This is a genomic window from Pseudomonas sp. P5_A2_2 (genome assembly GCF_054177685.1).
In genome coordinates this window covers 60,153-77,080 of sequence record NZ_JBGCUL010000001.1, presented here as the reverse complement: position 1 = coordinate 77,080, position 16,928 = coordinate 60,153, and the positions used below count along the sequence as shown (strand labels likewise).

The following is a 16,928-nucleotide window of genomic DNA, read 5'->3' as shown; positions in this document are numbered from 1 at the left end:
CGGATTGATGTCGTAGCTCACCAGCAGGTTTTTGGTCTGTTGGTAGTGGTCGAGCATCATCTTGTGGGTTTCACGACCGACGCCGGACTTCTTGTAGCCACCGAACGCGGCGTGCGCCGGGTACAGGTGGTAGCAGTTGGTCCACACACGACCGGCCTTGATGGCGCGGCCCATGCGGTAGGCGCGGTTGATGTCGCGGGTCCAGAGGCCGGCACCCAGGCCGAACTCGGTGTCGTTGGCGATGGCCAGGGCTTCGGCTTCGTCCTTGAAGGTGGTGATGCTCACCACCGGGCCGAAGATTTCTTCCTGGAACACACGCATTTTGTTGGTGCCCTTGAGCAGGGTCGGCTGGATGTAATATCCGCTTGCCAGGTTGCCCTCGAGTTTTTCCACTTTGCCGCCGGTCAGCAGCTCGGCGCCTTCGCCCTTGGCGATTTCCAGGTACGAAAGGATTTTATCGAATTGCTGCTCGGACGCCTGGGCGCCGACCATGGTCTCGGTGTCCAGCGGGTCGCCACGTTTGATTTGCAGGACCTTCTTCATCACCACTTGCATGAACTCGTCGTAGATCGACTCTTGCACCAGCGCACGGGAAGGGCAGGTGCAGACTTCGCCCTGGTTGAAAAATGCCAGCACCAGGCCTTCGGCGGCTTTCTCGATGAAGGACGGTTCGGCCTTCATGATGTCTTCGAAGAAAATGTTTGGCGACTTGCCGCCCAGCTCCACAGTGGACGGAATGATGTTTTCCGCTGCGCATTTCATGATGTGCGAGCCGACCGGGGTCGAGCCGGTRAAGGCRATCTTGGCGATGCGTTTGCTGGTGGCCAGSGCYTCGCCGGCCTCTTTGCCGAAGCCTTGCACAATGTTCAGCACGCCCGGTGGCAGCAGGTCGCCGATCAGTTCGACCAGCACGGTAATGCCCAGCGGGGTTTGCTCGGCAGGCTTGAGCACCACGCAGTTGCCGGCGGCCAGGGCCGGGGCGAGTTTCCAGGCGGCCATCAGGATCGGGAAGTTCCACGGAATGATCTGCCCGACCACGCCCAGCGGTTCATGGATGTGATAGGCCACGGTGTTGCCGTCGATTTCGGCAGCGCTGCCTTCCTGGGCACGGATGCAACCGGCGAAGTAGCGAAAGTGGTCGGCGGCCAGCGGGATGTCGGCGTTAAGCGTTTCGCGCACGGCTTTGCCGTTGTCCCAGGATTCGGTGATTGCCAGCAGTTCGAGGTTCTGTTCGATGCGGTCGGCGATTTTCAGCAGCACCAGCGAGCGCGCCTGGGCGGACGTGGCACCCCACGCGTCGGCAGCGGCGTGGGCAGCGTCCAGGGCCTTGTCGATGTCTTCGGCCGTGGAACGGGGGAATTCGGCAATCGGTTGGCCATTCACTGGCGAGGTATTGGTGAAGTACTGACCTTTGACAGGCGCGACGAACTCGCCGCCGATGTAGTTACCGTATTTGGCTTTGAACGAAACGATAGCGCCTTCAGTACCGGGGTGAGCGTAACGCATAGTGGTTTCTCCTTGCTTTTGTGCTTATAGGGAGTCGCGCATGTGCGCTTGCTTTAAGCGTAGAGCAAGGGTCGGGCCAGTGCGCTGCAGCTCAGGCAAATCAAGGCCTTGCGCATTTTTTGTCGGACGGATGGAGCATGCCTGTGACGCTTGCGGTACAGCCGGCGTGACACTTTGTACCGTTTCTGGCACAACCTGTGACTGGGTAGTCTTGCAAGCATTGCAATGCAGGCCAGGCTGGAGGATGCTCGGCATCACCTCATGCACGGGACGCCGAGCCCCGGGGAGAATAACAAGAAATGCACGACAACCATTTGAGTCGCCATGCCCAGCAAGTATTGACCGTGACCCAGGGCAAGGCCCACCTGCACGGTCCCGGCAGCGATCCGTCCATCGCCCGTTCCTGGCTGCGCTGCCTTGAGGACTATCACCTCGATCCGGCCTTGAGCATCGCGCCGACGGTGCTGGAACATGGTCGCGTCCTGGAAAGCCGCGAACGCTTGCAGCAAGTGCTGCACATTGCCGGCAATGAAATGACCAGCCTGCACCAGCAGCTCTCCGGTGCCGGCCATGCGGTATTGCTGACCGACGCCCGCGGCGTGATCCTCAATTGCGTCACTGCGCCCGCCGAGCGGCAGATTTTCGAGCGTGCCGGACTCTGGCTCGGCGCCGACTGGAGCGAAGCCTGTGAAGGCACCAACGGCATCGGCACCTGCCTGGTGGAGCGTCAGTCGCTGACCATTCATCAGGACGAACACTTTCGCGGCCGCCACACCGGCCTGACCTGTTCGGCGAGCCCGGTCTTCGATCCTCATGGCGAACTGCTGGCGGTGCTCGACGTGTCGTCGGCGCGCCGTGATGCCTCAAGGCAAAGTCAGTTCCACACCATGGCGCTGGTCAATCTGTCGGCGAAGATGATCGAGAGCTGCTACTTCCTGCGCTGCTTCGACAATCAATGGTTGCTGCGTTTTCATTTGCAGGCCGAGTCTGTCGGTTTGTTCAGTGAAGGGTTGCTGGCATTCGACGGAGAAGGGCGCATTTGCGCGGTGAACCAGAGTGCGCTGAACCTGCTGGGACATATTCGCGGCGGCTTGTTGGGTAAGTCGGTTGAGGCGTTTTTCGATTGTTCGCTCGATGAGTTGCTCGGTCGCGCGAGCACTAATGCCGCCGCCAGTTGGCCCTTGCGCACCCGTGATGGTCGCAAGTTGTTCGCGGTATTGCGTGGTGAGGCGAGGCGGTCGCTGCCAACTCCGGTGATGCCTGCTCTCAAGGTTGCGCAGGCGCCGCGACTGTCGGGTATTTGCCTGGATGACGCAGCGTTGCAGGCGGATTTCCGCAAGGCCCTGCGCGTGTACGAGCGCGACGTGCCGCTGCTGATCAATGGCGAAACCGGCTCCGGCAAGGAAGCTTTCGCCAAAGCCGTGCACCACGCCAGCCAGCGGGCGGAAAAAGCCTTTGTCGCCCTCAATTGCGCGGCCATTCCCGAAAGCCTGATCGAAAGCGAACTGTTCGGATATCGCGGCGGCAGCTTTACCGGTGCGCGCAAGGAAGGCATGCGCGGCAAGTTGCAACAGGCTGATGGCGGGACCTTGTTCCTCGATGAAATCGGTGACATGCCACTGGCCCTGCAGACGCGATTGCTCAGAGTGCTGGAGGACCGGCAAGTGGTGCCGATCGGTGGCGAGCCGGAAGCGGTGAATGTGCGGATCATCAGTGCCACCCACCGCAACTTGCTGGATCGCGTGGAGGACGGCAGCTTCCGCGAGGATTTGTATTACCGCCTCAACGGGCTGGAAGTCGCATTGCCGCCGTTGCGCGAGCGTAGCGACAAATCCCGGTTGCTCGACTTTTTGCTGGCCGAGGAGGCGGGCGCGGAAACGGTGTTGATCGACGGACCGGCGCGGGAGGCCTTATTGGGATTCGCTTGGCCGGGCAACGTGCGGCAGTTGCGTAATGTGCTGCGTACGTTGGCGGCACTGTGTGAAGACGGGCGGATCGGCCTGGAGGATTTGCCGGCAATGATTCGCCAGGCGCGGCCGGTGGTGTCGACGATTGAAGAGGCGTCGGAGCATCCGCTGGAAGATGCCGAGCGGCTGGCGTTGCTCGCGGCGCTGGAGCAGGCGCGGTGGCATATGACGCATACGGCGGAGCAGTTGGGGGTCAGTCGAAATACCCTCTATCGGAAGCTGCGTAAACATGGGATTGCCCGATAAAAGCTTTTGTAGCGAGGGAGCAAGCTCCCTCGCCACAATGACCACAGCGAATCTCAGCTAAAGAGTGCGATTTTCCCCTCCCTAAGCTAACCTGCGACCAAGTTTTACGAGGTCGACTATGCACATTCATATTCTTGGTATCTGCGGCACTTTCATGGGGTCAATGGCGGTTCTGGCCAAAGAGCTGGGCCATCACGTGACGGGCTCCGATGCCAACGTCTATCCGCCGATGAGCACTCAGCTGCAAGCCCAGGGTATCGAATTGACCCAAGGCTACGACCCGGCGCAACTTGATCCGGCCCCTGATCTGGTAGTGATCGGCAACGCCATGTCCCGGGGTAACCCGGCTGTGGAGTACGTGCTGAACAAAGGCCTGCCTTACGTCTCAGGCCCGCAATGGCTGGCCGATCACGTGCTGCAAGGTCGTTGGGTACTGGCCGTTGCCGGTACGCACGGCAAGACCACCACCAGCAGCATGCTGGCCTGGGTACTGGAGCACGCGGGCATGGCCCCGGGTTTCCTGATCGGCGGCGTGCCACAAAACTTCTCGGTGTCGGCGCGCCTGGGCGATACGCCGTTCTTCGTCATCGAAGCCGACGAGTACGACAGTGCGTTCTTCGACAAGCGTTCGAAGTTCGTGCACTACCGTCCGCGTACGGCAATCCTGAACAACCTCGAATTCGATCATGCGGACATCTTTCCGGACCTGCCGGCCATCGAGCGACAGTTCCATCACCTGGTGCGGACCATCCCGAGCGAAGGCCTGGTGATTCATCCGACCACTGAGCCGGCGTTGCAGCGTGTTATCGAGATGGGCTGCTGGACGCCGGTGCAAACCACCGGTGCCGGCGGTCAGTGGCAGGTCAAGCTGCTCAGTGAAGATGGCTCGAAGTTCGAAGTGATGTTCGATGGCGTCGCCCAGGGTGTGGTCGAGTGGGACATGACTGGTCAGCACAACGTCGCCAACGCCCTGGCGACCCTGGCTGCCGCACGCCACGTCGGCGTGGTGCCGTCCATGGGCATCGCCGCGTTGAGCGCCTTCAAAAGCGTGAAGCGCCGGATGGAGAAAGTTGCGGAAGTCCGTGGCATCACCATCTATGACGACTTCGCGCACCACCCGACTGCCATCGCCACCACCCTCGACGGGCTGCGCAAGCGCATCGGCGATGCACCGTTGATCGCGATCATCGAGCCGCGTTCCAACTCCATGAAGCTTGGCGCGCACCGTGACGGATTGCCGGAAAGCGTGGTCGATGCCGATCAGGTGATCTGGTATGCACCAGCCAACCTCGGCTGGGACCTGGCGGGTACTGCGGCGCTGTGCACTGTGCCGTCGATTGTCAGCGATTCGCTGGAAGGCATCATCGAGCGCGTGAAGAGCCAGGCGCAACCGGGCACCCACGTGGTGATCATGAGCAATGGCGGCTTTGGCGGCCTGCACGGCAAGCTGGCCGAGGCGCTCAAGTGAACAACGGCCCGGACCGCATCACGCTGGCGATGACCGGCGCTTCCRGCGCCCAGTACGGTTTGCGCCTGCTCGACTGCCTGGTGCGGGAGGATCGTGAAGTGCACTTCATGATTTCCAAAGCCGCGCAGTTGGTGATGGCCACCGAAACTGACGTCACGCTGCCGAACAAACCGCAGATGATGCAGGCGTTCCTCACCGAATACACGGGCGCTGCCGCCGGGCAGATTCGGGTGTACGGCAAGGAAGACTGGATGTCGCCAGTGGCTTCGGGCTCTGGCGCACCAGCGGCGATGGTGGTGGTGCCGTGTTCGACGGGTACTTTGTCGGCCATCGCCACGGGTGCCTGCAACAACCTGATCGAGCGTGCCGCCGATGTGACGCTCAAAGAGCGTCGCCAGCTGATTCTCGTGCCTCGTGAAGCTCCGTATTCGAGCATTCACTTGGAGCACATGCTCAAGTTGTCGAACATGGGCGTGACAATCCTGCCGGCATCTCCGGGCTTCTATCATCAGCCGCAAACCATCGACGACCTGATCGATTTCGTCGTGGCACGGATTCTCAACCTGCTGAATATTCCTCAGGACATGTTGCCGCGCTGGGGCGAGCATCATTTGACCAGCGATGAATAAGCTGCTGGTGATGGTACTGGCGCTGCAATTGGTCGGGTGCGCCACGGCGCGCACGCTCGATGCGGCGAAGCCGGGGGCGCCAGTGGTGTACTCGGGGACTCGTCTGGATTTGTACGCGATGAACGGTGGGTGCTGCGCCAAGGACCGTTTCGGAGCCGAAGCGCCGAGCTATCCCGGTGTCGACCTGCCGGCCAGTGCGTTGCTCGACACGCTGCTGTTGCCGCTGTCGTTGCTCACGGTTTTGGGCGTGAATTTTCAGGCGACGGGTGGATTGTAAGAGAGCGCTTCGCGCTCTATCGCGAGCAAGCTCGCTCCCACAGGTTTTTCAGCGATTACAAAATTTGTGTACGACACAAAATCCTGTGGGAGCGGGCTTGCCCGCGATGAGGCCCGCTCAGGCACTATAAAATTACTTGCCCAACTTCCTCAGCTCATCCGACTCGACAATCCTGACCCCGTCCTGCTCTTCCAGCGCCAGGCGCCACATCGCGCGAGCAAGTTGGCAGGCCTCGATACCATGGTATTTGCCAGGGATCAGTCGTGACAACGGGCCGGCGACTTTCTCGCCCAGTCGCGGTTCGGTGCGTTCGCCCAGCAACAGCGAAGGTCGGCAAATAGTCAGCTGCGGCCAGTCCTGCGCGCGCAGTGCGTACTCCATCTCGCCTTTGACCCGGTTGTAGAAAATTGTGGATCTGCGATCGGCTCCCAGTGCACTGATCACGATCAAATGCCTTGCGCCCATCTCCCGTGCGCGTTTGGCAAAGGCCACGACCATGTCCAGGTCCACCGCGCGGAACGCCTGTTCCGAGCCCGCCTGTTTGATGGTGGTGCCCAGGCAGCAGTAGGCGATGTCGACACGACCGTTCAACTGCGGCAGAAGCTCCACCGGGTCGCCGACCGGGTTTTCAAGGTGGGGGTGCTTGGCCAGGGGCCGGCGTGAGGGTGCCAATACCCGGGCAATCGTTGGCTCGTTAAGCAGGCGATCAAGCAGGTGTTCACCCGTCAAACCAGTGGCTCCGGCAAGCAGCACGTGCTGGGGCGTCAAGTACATAGTGTTTCTCCCTTGATACTGTTCAGCTTAGTTGCTGTTTGCATCCTTGCTTTCGATAGACGCACTTTGCAGGGCTTTTCGTGCCTGCTGTTTGCGCAGTAATTGCCAATGCGAGAGGACGGTTTTCGGTGCCCAGATCTGTGGTTCGGAGGCTTCGAAACCGTCTGCCAGTTCACGTTCGGCGACAGTGGCCTTGGCCAGTTTGAAGGCTTGTTCCAGATCATCGGTCTGGTTCAGGGCCTGGGCGAACAGTGCATCGCCGAAGTAAGTGAAGTTGGCCTCTTCCGAGCAACCGAAAGACACCCGGTCGGCCCGCGAGGCTGTCATGATCAGGGTTCGTTCATCCTTGAGGGCGGGGAGGAATCCGCCGGAGTAACAGGCCGAAATCACGATGATCTTGTCGCGGTTTTTCAACGGGGCGAGGACAGCAGCCATTTCGTCGGCTGGCAGGTCGGCCAACTCCATGCGTGGCTGGTCAAGCACCAGCTCGTGTTCGCTGGTGCCATGGCTGGTCAGGTAGATGAAAATCAGGTCTTCCGGCCCGCTGCGCTCGGCGAGCGTCAGGGCGGCACGGCGCAGGTTTTCCCGAGTCGCCATCGGGCGGTCGGCGAGGTGATCGCGATGGTTCACCAGGCGGATCTGGCCGAAAGCGCCGAAACGGCTGTTGAGCATATTGGCGACGTAGTCGGATTCGCGCAGAAACACGCTTTGCTTGCCATCACCGCCCAGGGTCAACGAATACAGTTCCACCGCTGGGGTCGAGGGCGGAATATTGGTCAGCGCTGCGTCGAGCAAGCGCCCCTGGGCCAGCAGGCCGAGTTCCAGGGTGTCGGGCAATAACTTGCCCTCGGCGTCGCGCACGCGCTGGCCGCTGATCCAGGTGCCGCTGAGCACGGTGCCGTCGGTCAGCACCAATGTGCCGCGCCCCTGGTAACTGTCGTTGTCGAACTGACCGGTGTAAAAACTGCCGTCAGACAGGTTCAGTCGGCCCTGGCCGGAAAAGCGCCAGTCATTGAACTGGCCGATGTAGTGGCTGCCGTCAGTGCCGATCAACTCGCCCTTGCCGTTCAGCGAGCCTTCCTTGAACTGGCCCAGCCAGACATCGCCGTCGGCGTTTTCGTAGCGGCCTTTGCCGTGCAGTTGATTGTTCTTGAAGCTGCCGACATAGATGTCGCCATCGGCACTGTTGAACGTGCCGTTGCCTTCCAGTTGGCCTTCGACGAAGTGCCCGGTGAACTGATTGCCGTTGCCGTCACTGCGCTGGCCTTCGCCATTGGGTTTGCCGTGGGCGAACTGGCCCTGATAGGTGCTGCCGTCTTCAAGTTCGAGGCGACCCAGGCCGGCGAATTGATCGGCCTTGAACTCTCCGCGATAGCTCATGCCGTTTTCTTTGAGGGTGCCTTCGCCGTCGCGTCGGCCGGCCTTGAAGCCGCCGCTGTAATTGCTGGTATTGGTGGTCAGCGCCCCCTGGCCGTCGAACAGTCCCTGATTGAACTGCCCGCGATAGACCTCGCCGTTGCTGCCGTGCCATTCGCCCTGGCCATGCCACTGGCCTTTGTCGAATTCGCCGGCGTACCAGCTGCCGTTCGGGTAGTCGATGCGTCCCTTGCCTTGCAGCAAGCCATTGACCAGGTCACCACGATAGCGTCCGCCATCCGGCAGGCGGGCGTCGGGGGCCAAAAGCGATTCGCCGTCGCCGCAAGCGGTGAGCATCAGGGTCAAGGCAAGGAGTGCAAGTGGGCGCATAGCGGATTCCGGGCAATTAGGCGAGGGAGTATGCCGCAGCTATGTGTCCTTATATAGGGTGAGGTGCCGCTAGAAGGCGCGAAACAGCATGAGCTGCTTCGCATCCGGGAAGGTTTATACGAAGCACAGGGACAGGGGTTCGGCGATGTACGCCGGCTTGTCCGAACCTTCGATTTCCAGGGTGGTGGTGGCCTTGAGCAGCCATTGGCCGGGTTTTTTCTCGATGACTTCGGTCAGGTCGACCTTGAGTCGCACTTTCGAATTGACCTTGACCGGCTGAATGAAGCGCACGCTGTCGAGGCCGTAGTTGACCACCATCTTCAAGCCTTCGGGCATGACGAGGATGTCTTCCATCAGTTTCGGGATCAGCGACAGCGTCAGAAAGCCGTGAGCGATGGTGCTGCCAAATGGCGTTTGCGCGGCCTTGACCGGGTCGACGTGGATGAACTGAAAGTCCCCTGTGGCTTCGGCGAACAGGTTGATGCGCTCCTGATCGATAGTGAGCCATTCGGAACGTCCAAGTTCCTTGCCGACATAATCTTTGAGCTCTGCAACTGGAACATAGGGCATTGAGACTCTCCTTGGGTTCATCGGTTTTTTAGTTTTGGCTTGCGGGGATCTGACCTCCCGGCTTACCACTTTAGATCAACATGACCAAACGCTCCGGTCAACTGACCATGCTTTTGGCGAATGCCGGTCTATAGCGCGGGCATGCTTATAATGCCCGGCCAATGCGGGTGACGGATTTTGCGGGAGGTCAACAATGTTGCTACGGGGTCTGACGTGGCTGGTGCTGTTCCAATTGCTCGGCACGGCGATCAATCATTTGTTTTTGCCCGTGCTGCCGGGGCCGATTGTGGGGTTGCTGCTGTTGCTGGTGTACCTCATCTATCGCGGACAGGTCGGCGAGCCACTGAACCTGGCGGCCAGCAGCCTGTTGCGCTACCTGCCGCTGTTGCTGGTGCCGCCAGCCGTGGGCGTGATGGTCTATGCCACTGACATCGCGGCGGACTTCTGGGCCATTGTCGGTGCGCTGGTGTTGTCGCTGCTGCTTTCGATGGCCTTCGCCGGGGTGCTGATGCAGCGCATGGTCAAGCGTCACGCTCACTCCGAGGACAGCCAATGATCTTTGACTGGCACGGCGCCTGGACGTCGGTGATTCACCATCCATTGTTCGGCATAGGCATTACCCTTGGCGCCTATCAACTCGTCCTGGCGGCATTCGAGAAAACCCGTTGGATCTTTTTGCAGCCGGTGCTGGTCTCCATGTTACTGGTGATCGGCGTGCTGGCGGGCTGCGGCCTGACCTACGCCGAGTACCGCAAGAGCACCGAGATCCTGAGCATCCTGCTCGGCCCGGCCACTGTCGCGCTGGCGGTGCCGCTTTACCTCAACCTGCGACGGATTCGGCAGTTGTTCTGGCCGATATTTACTACGCTGGTGATAGGTGGTGTCGTGGCTACGGGCATGGGCGTGCTGCTGGGCTGGTGGTTCGGTGCCGAACACATGATCCTGATGACCATGGCGCCGAAGTCGGTAACCTCGCCGATTGCCATGTTGGTGGCTGAGCAGATCGGTGGTGTCGCGGCGCTGGCAGCGGTGTTCGTCTTGATTACGGGTGTGATCGGGGCGATTTTCGGCCCGGCCCTGTTGACCCGGCTCGGCGTGCACAGCCCGGAAGCCAGGGGGATGGCGCTGGGCATGACGGCCCACGCTGTCGGCACGGCCGTGGCGATGCAGGAAAATGAAGAGTGCGGCGCCTTCGCGGCGCTGGCGATGAGTCTGATGGGTGTGGCCACGGCGGTTCTCCTGCCGCTGGCGGTGTCGATGGTGGTGTAAGGAAATGTCTATGAGTCTGCCGCTTTTTCCGTTGAACACAGTGCTGTTTCCAGGCTGCATCCTCGACCTGCAGATTTTCGAAGCGCGCTATCTGGACATGATCGGCCGCTGCATGAAACAGGGCGGTGGTTTCGGCGTGGTGTGCATCCTCGAGGGTGAAGAGGTCGGGATCGCCCCGGCCGGCTACGCGCTGGTGGGTTGCGAAGCGCTGATCACCGATTTCAATCAACAGGACAACGGTCTGTTGGGGATTCGGGTTCGAGGCGGACGGCGTTTCCATGTATTACGATCGGAAATCCAGCGCGATCAATTGACCGTCGCCGAGGTCGAGTGGCTGGAAGACGAACCGGAGCAGCCACTGCAGGACGAGGACGCCGACCTGGTGGCATTGCTCAAGGCCCTGGCGGAACACCCGATGGTTGAAGCCTTGAACATGGGCACTGAAGCGACCGGGCAACAGTCACTGGCCAATCAGTTGGCGTACTTGTTGCCCTTCGCTGAACTGGACAAGATCGACCTGCTGCAACTCGACGATCCGCAGCAACGACTGGATGCGATTCAGGCGTTGCTGGATGAGTTGCAAGGGGAGTTGTTTGCCTGAGGCGCTGACTTTTTTTGTTGCTTATCTGGCAGTTTGTTCGCTCCGTGAGCAGTGAAGCACCTGCCGCCCATCGATAACCCATAGCGACGCCAGGATAGTCTCCAGGCGTCGTTTTTTATGGGTAGCACGCCGGTGGGTGGGATCGATTTTACAGAATCAGGTTCTGTAATGCTCGGGAACTGGCCAGACGATATCGTTGGCAAATACCTCCACATCTCTGGGAAGTTCCAGCACCGGTTTTCCCGAAGCGGCAACCTCGTCTATCAGCTGATCATAGCGAGTCACCGGTACGAAGAAAGTCCCATCACCCGGCACTACCTCCTTTCGATAGGATACGGCCTGGTTGTCTCCCGCCCAGGTTGCTTTCTCGATAGCGTCAGCGTCGGCCCCGGCTTGTGTGTAAATATCGTCGACCCTGGCGGCCCGGGTCAATTCTGAATTCACCAGCCAGATCCTCTCCGCACTGATGCCTCGGGTGGGCATTGATATGCGGCCTTCCAGTGCATCCGGGTCAAAATGTATTCCAGTTCGATTTAGTTCAATGTTTTCCCAGCCGGGTACGACCTCGATCCCGCGTGTGTCAATGACATAGATGAATCCCAAGTGTTGGTTGCGTCTGAGCGCCGGATAGTCTTTTGAGTCGTCAAACACAAAGGAGCTGTCAGAGTCCGACTCGGAGCCGTCACGATTTCCTTCTGTAACAGTGCTGTCCGAATCCGAATTCCTGGCGGGGTAGAGGTTGGCTTGAGAGTTGTACTTCAGTGGGTGCTCATAACCGCCGAGATGTTTTTTATACCCGATGGCGTTACCCAGACTGAACGTTACGCTGAATCCCCGTTTTGTGGTGGAGCCGGTTGCATTGCCTTTAAGGTGGATCATGCGCCTGTCTCGGGCCAATTCCATCGGTGTACGATGATCGCCCCTGAACATCGATGGAATATCCGTTCGGTATAAAGCGCCGTGCAGGTTGCGCTGATAGCCAGCGTGTTGCAGAAATTCGTCAAAGAATTCTTCAGTAAACCTATCCCGAAGTTTGTGCTGGCGGCCATAATCGTCGCCTTCATTTCGCAATTTTAAGATGTACGGTTCCAGCTCTTCAGCGACCAGTTTAAATCTCTGATCGTCGTCTTTATTTTGAGTCAAAAGCTTGTGTTGTTCAGCCCACTCAGGCATTTGTCCGCTTGCCAGTTCCTGGCGCAACCGTGCCTGTTGGTTCTCGCTCAGGTTGTAGCTGCGCAGCAGTTTCGCGCGCTCGGCAAAGGAATGCTGCGGATAAACCCATTTCAATGAATCGGTTAAATAGAGGTGGGTGGCAGGTTCTGCGAAACGCCTGACCCATAACGGCACTTTACCGGTTTGTTGCACTTCTGCCCGGAATAGCAAAATTTCCGGGCCGTGAATCCGATACAGTTTCCAGATGTCGCCATCGGTCCATTGCGCCAGGTTCACCGGTACAGACGCATCACCCCTGGCTTGGGCTGGATCCACGCGAACCCATCGGTGTTGTTCATCCCTGAAGGCGAAACCACTCTCGGGGGCTTGAAAAGGCGAGCCGCCGTAGCTGACTGCGTAATACCCCTGGGCATCCGGTAGATGGCTGACGGTGTATCGGTTGCTGTCGAAGTAAGTGGTGGGTTTGTTCAGGCTCCAGACATCGCCCGTGACGCTTCGATAAAGCGGTGGCCCGAAAGCGCCTTGTTCTTGGGGTGACTTTGCGCGGTAAGTGTTGAGTCTGGTATCGAACTCGACCATCACTGTTTGTGTACTGTTACCCACGCCGTCGACGACCTCGACGTCGACAAACCGTCTGTTCTTGAAAATCCTCAGTCCATTCTCGTCGGGTGCGGGTAACTTGCTGGAAACCTGTTGTACATAGGGCTCCAACAGTGGAGTCCTGACATCATGGTGGGATGTGGCGGGAGCAGGGATTCCGGTCGCCACCACGATTGGTAACTTGAGCGCAGTGTTGTCGAGCGCAGGGTCCTGGGCCGGTTTCACAGGGGCGGAGGAGACGGTTGAGCCTTCGGGCCAGAATCGGTTTGCTGGACCGAACACTGGATCGTCGGTCGAGCCRTCCGGCGTTCTCGGTCGCTGCGTTGAGGTTCCTGGTGCTTCGACCGTTGGGGTGGTGGGACGGATTCCAGGTTTTTGACGCATGAGGGTGCACTCCATCTTTAATGAATCAGCCATTCCTTCGGCTGAATGAGGCCAGCGCCGACGTGACGATGAACGTCACGTCGGGCTTGCGGTGATAAGTCGATGACAGGCTGATCAACCAGGCTGGATCGGTTGTATAAACAGAGCCTGGGGGGCAATGCGGTAGTCGGGATCCGTATCGATGCCCCAATAATCGTCGGTTGAGTTGTAGTACACCGTTCCGTCAATCCGTGGCGAGAAGCCGATATGTTCAACAACAATTTTTGCGGCCAGTTCTTCTCGCTGCCGGTGGGCCCGGATGTCGATTAGCAAGGCATCGATGCTGGCGTAGCCTCGCGCGTTGATCAGGTAGAGTTGCAGCACTTCAAATAAAAGCTCGACGGAATAAATGTTTCCGGATGAAGTCGCTACGCTGATGGAGTCTACCGGCCCCGGATGGTCCACACTCGGCAACAGGATCGCTGCGCTACCGACTTTCAGTTTTTCGGACGTCAGGTGTATTTCGTTGCGCGTAACGGTTTCTGTCAATTGCGTACTGAAGAGGGTCCAGGTCGATGCGTTAGAGGTTTGCGCGACGGCACCCGGTGTGGACAGGCTGAACAGGGTGTTGCTGAGGGGATACACATCGTAGGTCGAGGCTTGGCCATGCACGACATAGATCCCTTTATGCGGGGGCGGGGGGAAGTTGACCTTCTGCGGACTGGCGRCAAGCAAATAAGGCTTGATGCGTACGGGGTTGAGAAAGCGATAGTGCCCGTGACGAAGCTTCAGGCATTCCCGGGTGCTACGTGATTTGTAACCCGGATTGGTTGCGTCCTCACGGTAGGAAATATTCGGGGGGACCAGTCGATAGGATTTGCCATCCTGCATCACCAGGACAACGTCATGCGCGCAGTGAATGCCGGCGATCCGAATGCCGCTATTCATATAGGCCGCTATGTGTCGCTGTTGTTTTTCGCGAATGATGCCTGTGAGATTAACAATTTTCGAAGGCAGAAAAATCCATATATTGAAGTTTGAATACTTCAGAAACGTGTAGCCCGAGATGCCCGTTTCCGCTTCGACGGTATAGCTGACTTTAATTTCATCTATTTCCTCATCTTTGTAGTCCAGATATACCGCGACGGAAGTTTCAGGCGTGTTGGCTTCGGCGATGAAGTTGACTCTGCGGCCATCGCGCGAAACAAAGTAGTGCGGCGAATCCCGCTTGGCGATCACCACTGCTCCGCTGTTGGTTATATAGGGCGCCGGCGCCGGGGGGCCGCCAGTCGCCTCGCACTCTACATCGTAATCGAGTGAGTCAGGCAGTTGAGCAGGCAAGATGGGCACCAGCTGGTAACCGTCCTGGGTTCTAAACTGCAACCGGTTGTTTTTCACCCGGCGCAGACCGTCGACATGTTCATAGATATTCTCGACGGTCAGCGCGTGTTGCGGGAGCTCGCCGTCCGTGTCCCGCAACGAACGGATGACCAGCGAGGTATCGATGATCCTCCAGCTTTGAATGCGCTCCATGGGCCAGCCGAATTCGATGAGGCTCGCTTGTTCGCCGTCTTCGACTAGTGATACTCGAGCGTTTGTATCCGCAATGTAGTAGCGGTCCGTTCCGGGGCCGCCATCAACCCGAGCGTCCCAGCCGCGGATCGCGATCGTGTCATCTCCTGGTCCGGCATCGATGTGGTCGTAACCGTTGGCCGAGATCTGATTGGCTTTGTCGTCCCCGGTGACTCGATTTGAACCCTTTCGCAAGGTCGAGATGTTTTCGATGGAGGTGAACTCCGCGATCAGGATGTCGTCTTTCGCACGGTCCTCATGACGCAAGGCCACCTTGCCGGTCTGCAGGTTGACATCGTAACCGACATGAAGTGTATCAGCGCGGGGACGGGAACCCTCGAAGGCCAGGGTGTCGGAGCCCTCAAAACCGTCCAGAACACTGGTGCGTGCCGGCTGCACTGGCCGGTTCAGTTCCGCTTCGGTTGTTTCGAAGTAAAAACTGTCATTCTTGTCACCACCGACCAGTTTTTTGACCCCGTTGCGATAGACGAAAATATTGGGCTTGTCCTTGGGGGCGTAGACCTGATCATCGCCGTCACCGAGTCGCCAAAGAATGCCTTTGTTTTCGCCTCCGCTGCCTTTGACACTGCCTTTGAGGTTTGACGGAAGCCCGTCACGCGCAAGGATAATATCGTCGGTCTCAACGATAGCCGGCTCCGTATCAAGCTTGTAGGGTTCTTCTCCGGCGTTTTCGTCCCATTGGTAGTGCCAGATTTTGATTGTCTTCAGTGTGACGTCGAAACCGCCATTTACGATGTATTCCAGTTCTTCTTTATAAGGACCTTCAAGTAAGGTTTTTGCCGAAAGCTCTAACTGTGCGGTGTAATCACTCAAGGTCTTGTTAATTTTGAAGCGGTCCATCACATCCTTTTGCACTTCTTGACGAAAGAAGGCGAGCAATCCGGCAAGCATCCGTTCGCCAAAGTCCAGTTCAACGTAATCATCAATATCGTCCACGATCCGTGCGGCCCGGTAGATTTCCCCTCCCACGATGAGGATCGCAGCGGCGGCGAGGCCAACAGGACCGGCGACGCTGCCGAAACCGGCCAGCGCTGCCGCGCCCAGCGAAAGACTGAGTATCGCGCTCGTCACGTTCATCGCGCCGCTGACATAGTCATCCTGTGCTGCCTTGCCTTGCTTGCCCGCAGCGGCCTGGAAGGAACTGACGGCTCCGTAAATGTCGAATGGCAGAGTGAGGACGCTGGCAAATAACCCGGCCCCTCGACTCAGGGTTTTCCCCACCGATGTGGCGCAGTACCCATTGAAGGCCGTTCCGCCGCCTACGAGCATCTTTATACCGACTTTGGACAGGCCTCGTTCGACGATCAGTGAACCTGCTTCGCTTGCGATACCGCCGGCGTTTATTCCTGCATCAAGCCATTCACCGGCGTCAACGGCGTCCCTGATTCCGCGCATGCCGCTGTAAATGCCATAGGCCTGCATACCTACGCCGAAGCGGCTGAGATTTTTATTGACCCAAGGTGGCAAAGGAACGTCGGCTGGATGAATGTCGATTTTCTGGGCTGCGTCGGCCAGCCTCGCGAAACGATCCGTCGGGCTGCCAGGCGTGATTGATTTGTCGGCGGCCATGAGGCGTGGGGCGTTCTCCGAGCGCAAGCAGGCCAGTTCGAAGATGAACGTGGTCACTTTGCCACTGTCTGCGGGATTGGCGGAAATGTCCCGGGCCATGACCTTGGCCGGATCGATGCTCAGAGCGTCGAGGAAATCCTGATAGGGCTTTTTAAAGTTCGTGTTTGCCGCGCTGATGTCTTGGCCAGCGATCTTCRCGCCCAATTTGCTGAGTTCCACACGGCTTATGGTGCTTTCGCCAAAACGCAGTGGCCCCAGCTTTTTATCCAGCGAGGCAAGCGTGTCGGCAGATGAAGAGTTGGCTGTTACAGCGTCCGGCGCAGGTGTCAGGGGTGGCGCGCTGGGAGACGTATCAATCACGTCCGTTGGCCCAGGTGTCAGAGGTGGAGCGCTGGGAGAAGTATCAATCTGGCCGGCGGGCGGCGCATGACTGTTGGCCGATGCGCTGATCGCCGTGACCTGCATCGGTAAGTGGGTTGAAGTTTCCATGGCGGGTTCGATAAGTTTGGCCATTGTTTAATCCTTTAAATAATGAATGTTATAAGCCCCGGTTTTTACCGGTGCGCAAGGTCGGGTG

Annotated in this window: 13 protein-coding genes; 7 read left to right on the top strand and 6 right to left on the bottom strand. The window is 58.8% G+C overall.

Annotated elements, in window-relative coordinates; genetic code table 11:
• On the bottom strand, positions 1–1,506 hold a 1,506-nt coding region (exaC, locus tag ACXRVY_RS00345), incomplete at its 3' end, for an acetaldehyde dehydrogenase ExaC (RefSeq protein WP_458236944.1).
• 299 nt (positions 1,507–1,805) lie between these two features.
• Here exaC and ACXRVY_RS00340 point away from each other — a divergent pair.
• From ACXRVY_RS00340 to ACXRVY_RS00325, 4 genes are all read left to right on the top strand, one after another.
• On the top strand, positions 1,806–3,719 hold the full coding sequence (locus ACXRVY_RS00340; RefSeq protein WP_223460863.1) for a sigma-54-dependent Fis family transcriptional regulator: 1,914 nt from the start codon (positions 1,806–1,808) through the stop codon (positions 3,717–3,719).
• 118 nt (positions 3,720–3,837) lie between these two features.
• Entirely contained in the window at positions 3,838–5,187 is a 1,350-nt protein-coding gene (gene mpl, locus ACXRVY_RS00335; RefSeq protein ID WP_223460865.1) for a UDP-N-acetylmuramate:L-alanyl-gamma-D-glutamyl-meso-diaminopimelate ligase, read from the top strand.
• Positions 5,184–5,816, top strand: a complete 633-nt coding sequence (gene ubiX, locus ACXRVY_RS00330; protein ID WP_458236943.1) for a flavin prenyltransferase UbiX — start codon at positions 5,184–5,186, stop codon at positions 5,814–5,816. Before mpl ends, ubiX begins: the two co-directional genes overlap by 4 nt.
• Positions 5,809–6,093 carry a YceK/YidQ family lipoprotein gene (locus ACXRVY_RS00325; protein WP_223460869.1) on the top strand — a complete coding sequence of 95 codons (285 nt, stop codon included), beginning with the start codon at positions 5,809–5,811 and terminating at the stop codon, positions 6,091–6,093. The genes ubiX and ACXRVY_RS00325 overlap by 8 nt, the downstream gene beginning before the upstream one ends.
• Positions 6,094–6,225: 132 nt before the next feature.
• Here ACXRVY_RS00325 and ACXRVY_RS00320 read toward each other — a convergent pair whose 3' ends face one another.
• The 3 genes from ACXRVY_RS00320 to ACXRVY_RS00310 form a co-directional block, all read right to left on the bottom strand.
• Entirely contained in the window at positions 6,226–6,867 is a 642-nt protein-coding gene (locus tag ACXRVY_RS00320; RefSeq protein ID WP_223460871.1) for an oxidoreductase, read from the bottom strand.
• A gap of 27 nt (positions 6,868–6,894) precedes the next feature.
• The gene (locus ACXRVY_RS00315; protein WP_223460874.1) at positions 6,895–8,613 is read right to left on the bottom strand and encodes a C13 family peptidase; all 1,719 of its coding nucleotides are present in this window, start codon (positions 8,611–8,613) and stop codon (positions 6,895–6,897) included.
• Between the two features lie 114 nt (positions 8,614–8,727).
• Positions 8,728–9,183 carry a MaoC family dehydratase gene (locus tag ACXRVY_RS00310; protein WP_223460876.1) on the bottom strand — a complete coding sequence of 152 codons (456 nt, stop codon included), beginning with the start codon at positions 9,181–9,183 and terminating at the stop codon, positions 8,728–8,730.
• Positions 9,184–9,376: 193 nt separating this feature from the next.
• Here ACXRVY_RS00310 and ACXRVY_RS00305 point away from each other — a divergent pair, with 193 nt between their 5' ends.
• From ACXRVY_RS00305 to ACXRVY_RS00295, 3 genes are read left to right on the top strand one after another with little or no spacing between them, the layout of a single operon-like run.
• On the top strand, positions 9,377–9,739 hold the full coding sequence (locus tag ACXRVY_RS00305; RefSeq protein WP_223460879.1) for a CidA/LrgA family protein: 363 nt from the start codon (positions 9,377–9,379) through the stop codon (positions 9,737–9,739).
• A complete protein-coding gene (locus ACXRVY_RS00300) occupies positions 9,736–10,452 on the top strand; it encodes an LrgB family protein (RefSeq protein WP_223460881.1) in 717 nt (238 codons plus the stop codon). The genes ACXRVY_RS00305 and ACXRVY_RS00300 overlap by 4 nt, the downstream gene beginning before the upstream one ends.
• A gap of 10 nt (positions 10,453–10,462) precedes the next feature.
• Positions 10,463–11,053 carry an LON peptidase substrate-binding domain-containing protein gene (locus ACXRVY_RS00295; RefSeq protein ID WP_223460883.1) on the top strand — a complete coding sequence of 197 codons (591 nt, stop codon included), beginning with the start codon at positions 10,463–10,465 and terminating at the stop codon, positions 11,051–11,053.
• Between the two features lie 156 nt (positions 11,054–11,209).
• Here the strand turns inward: ACXRVY_RS00295 and ACXRVY_RS00290 are convergent, their stop codons facing one another.
• A complete protein-coding gene (locus ACXRVY_RS00290) occupies positions 11,210–13,210 on the bottom strand; it encodes a hypothetical protein (protein ID WP_223460885.1) in 2,001 nt (666 codons plus the stop codon).
• 114 nt (positions 13,211–13,324) lie between these two features.
• The gene (locus ACXRVY_RS00285) at positions 13,325–16,864 is read right to left on the bottom strand and encodes a calcium-binding protein (protein ID WP_458236942.1); all 3,540 of its coding nucleotides are present in this window, start codon (positions 16,862–16,864) and stop codon (positions 13,325–13,327) included.
• Positions 16,865–16,928 lie beyond the last annotated feature (64 nt).

Coding starts and splice junctions, on each gene's coding strand:
- ACXRVY_RS00340 (WP_223460863.1), top strand. CDS start 1,806: ATGCACGACAACCATTTGAGTCGCCATGCCCAGCAAGTATTGACCGTG.
- mpl (WP_223460865.1), top strand. CDS start 3,838: ATGCACATTCATATTCTTGGTATCTGCGGCACTTTCATGGGGTCAATG.
- ACXRVY_RS00325 (WP_223460869.1), top strand. CDS start 5,809: ATGAATAAGCTGCTGGTGATGGTACTGGCGCTGCAATTGGTCGGGTGC.
- ACXRVY_RS00320 (WP_223460871.1), bottom strand. CDS start 6,867: ATGTACTTGACGCCCCAGCACGTGCTGCTTGCCGGAGCCACTGGTTTG.
- ACXRVY_RS00315 (WP_223460874.1), bottom strand. CDS start 8,613: ATGCGCCCACTTGCACTCCTTGCCTTGACCCTGATGCTCACCGCTTGC.
- ACXRVY_RS00310 (WP_223460876.1), bottom strand. CDS start 9,183: ATGCCCTATGTTCCAGTTGCAGAGCTCAAAGATTATGTCGGCAAGGAA.
- ACXRVY_RS00305 (WP_223460879.1), top strand. CDS start 9,377: ATGTTGCTACGGGGTCTGACGTGGCTGGTGCTGTTCCAATTGCTCGGC.
- ACXRVY_RS00300 (WP_223460881.1), top strand. CDS start 9,736: ATGATCTTTGACTGGCACGGCGCCTGGACGTCGGTGATTCACCATCCA.
- ACXRVY_RS00295 (WP_223460883.1), top strand. CDS start 10,463: ATGAGTCTGCCGCTTTTTCCGTTGAACACAGTGCTGTTTCCAGGCTGC.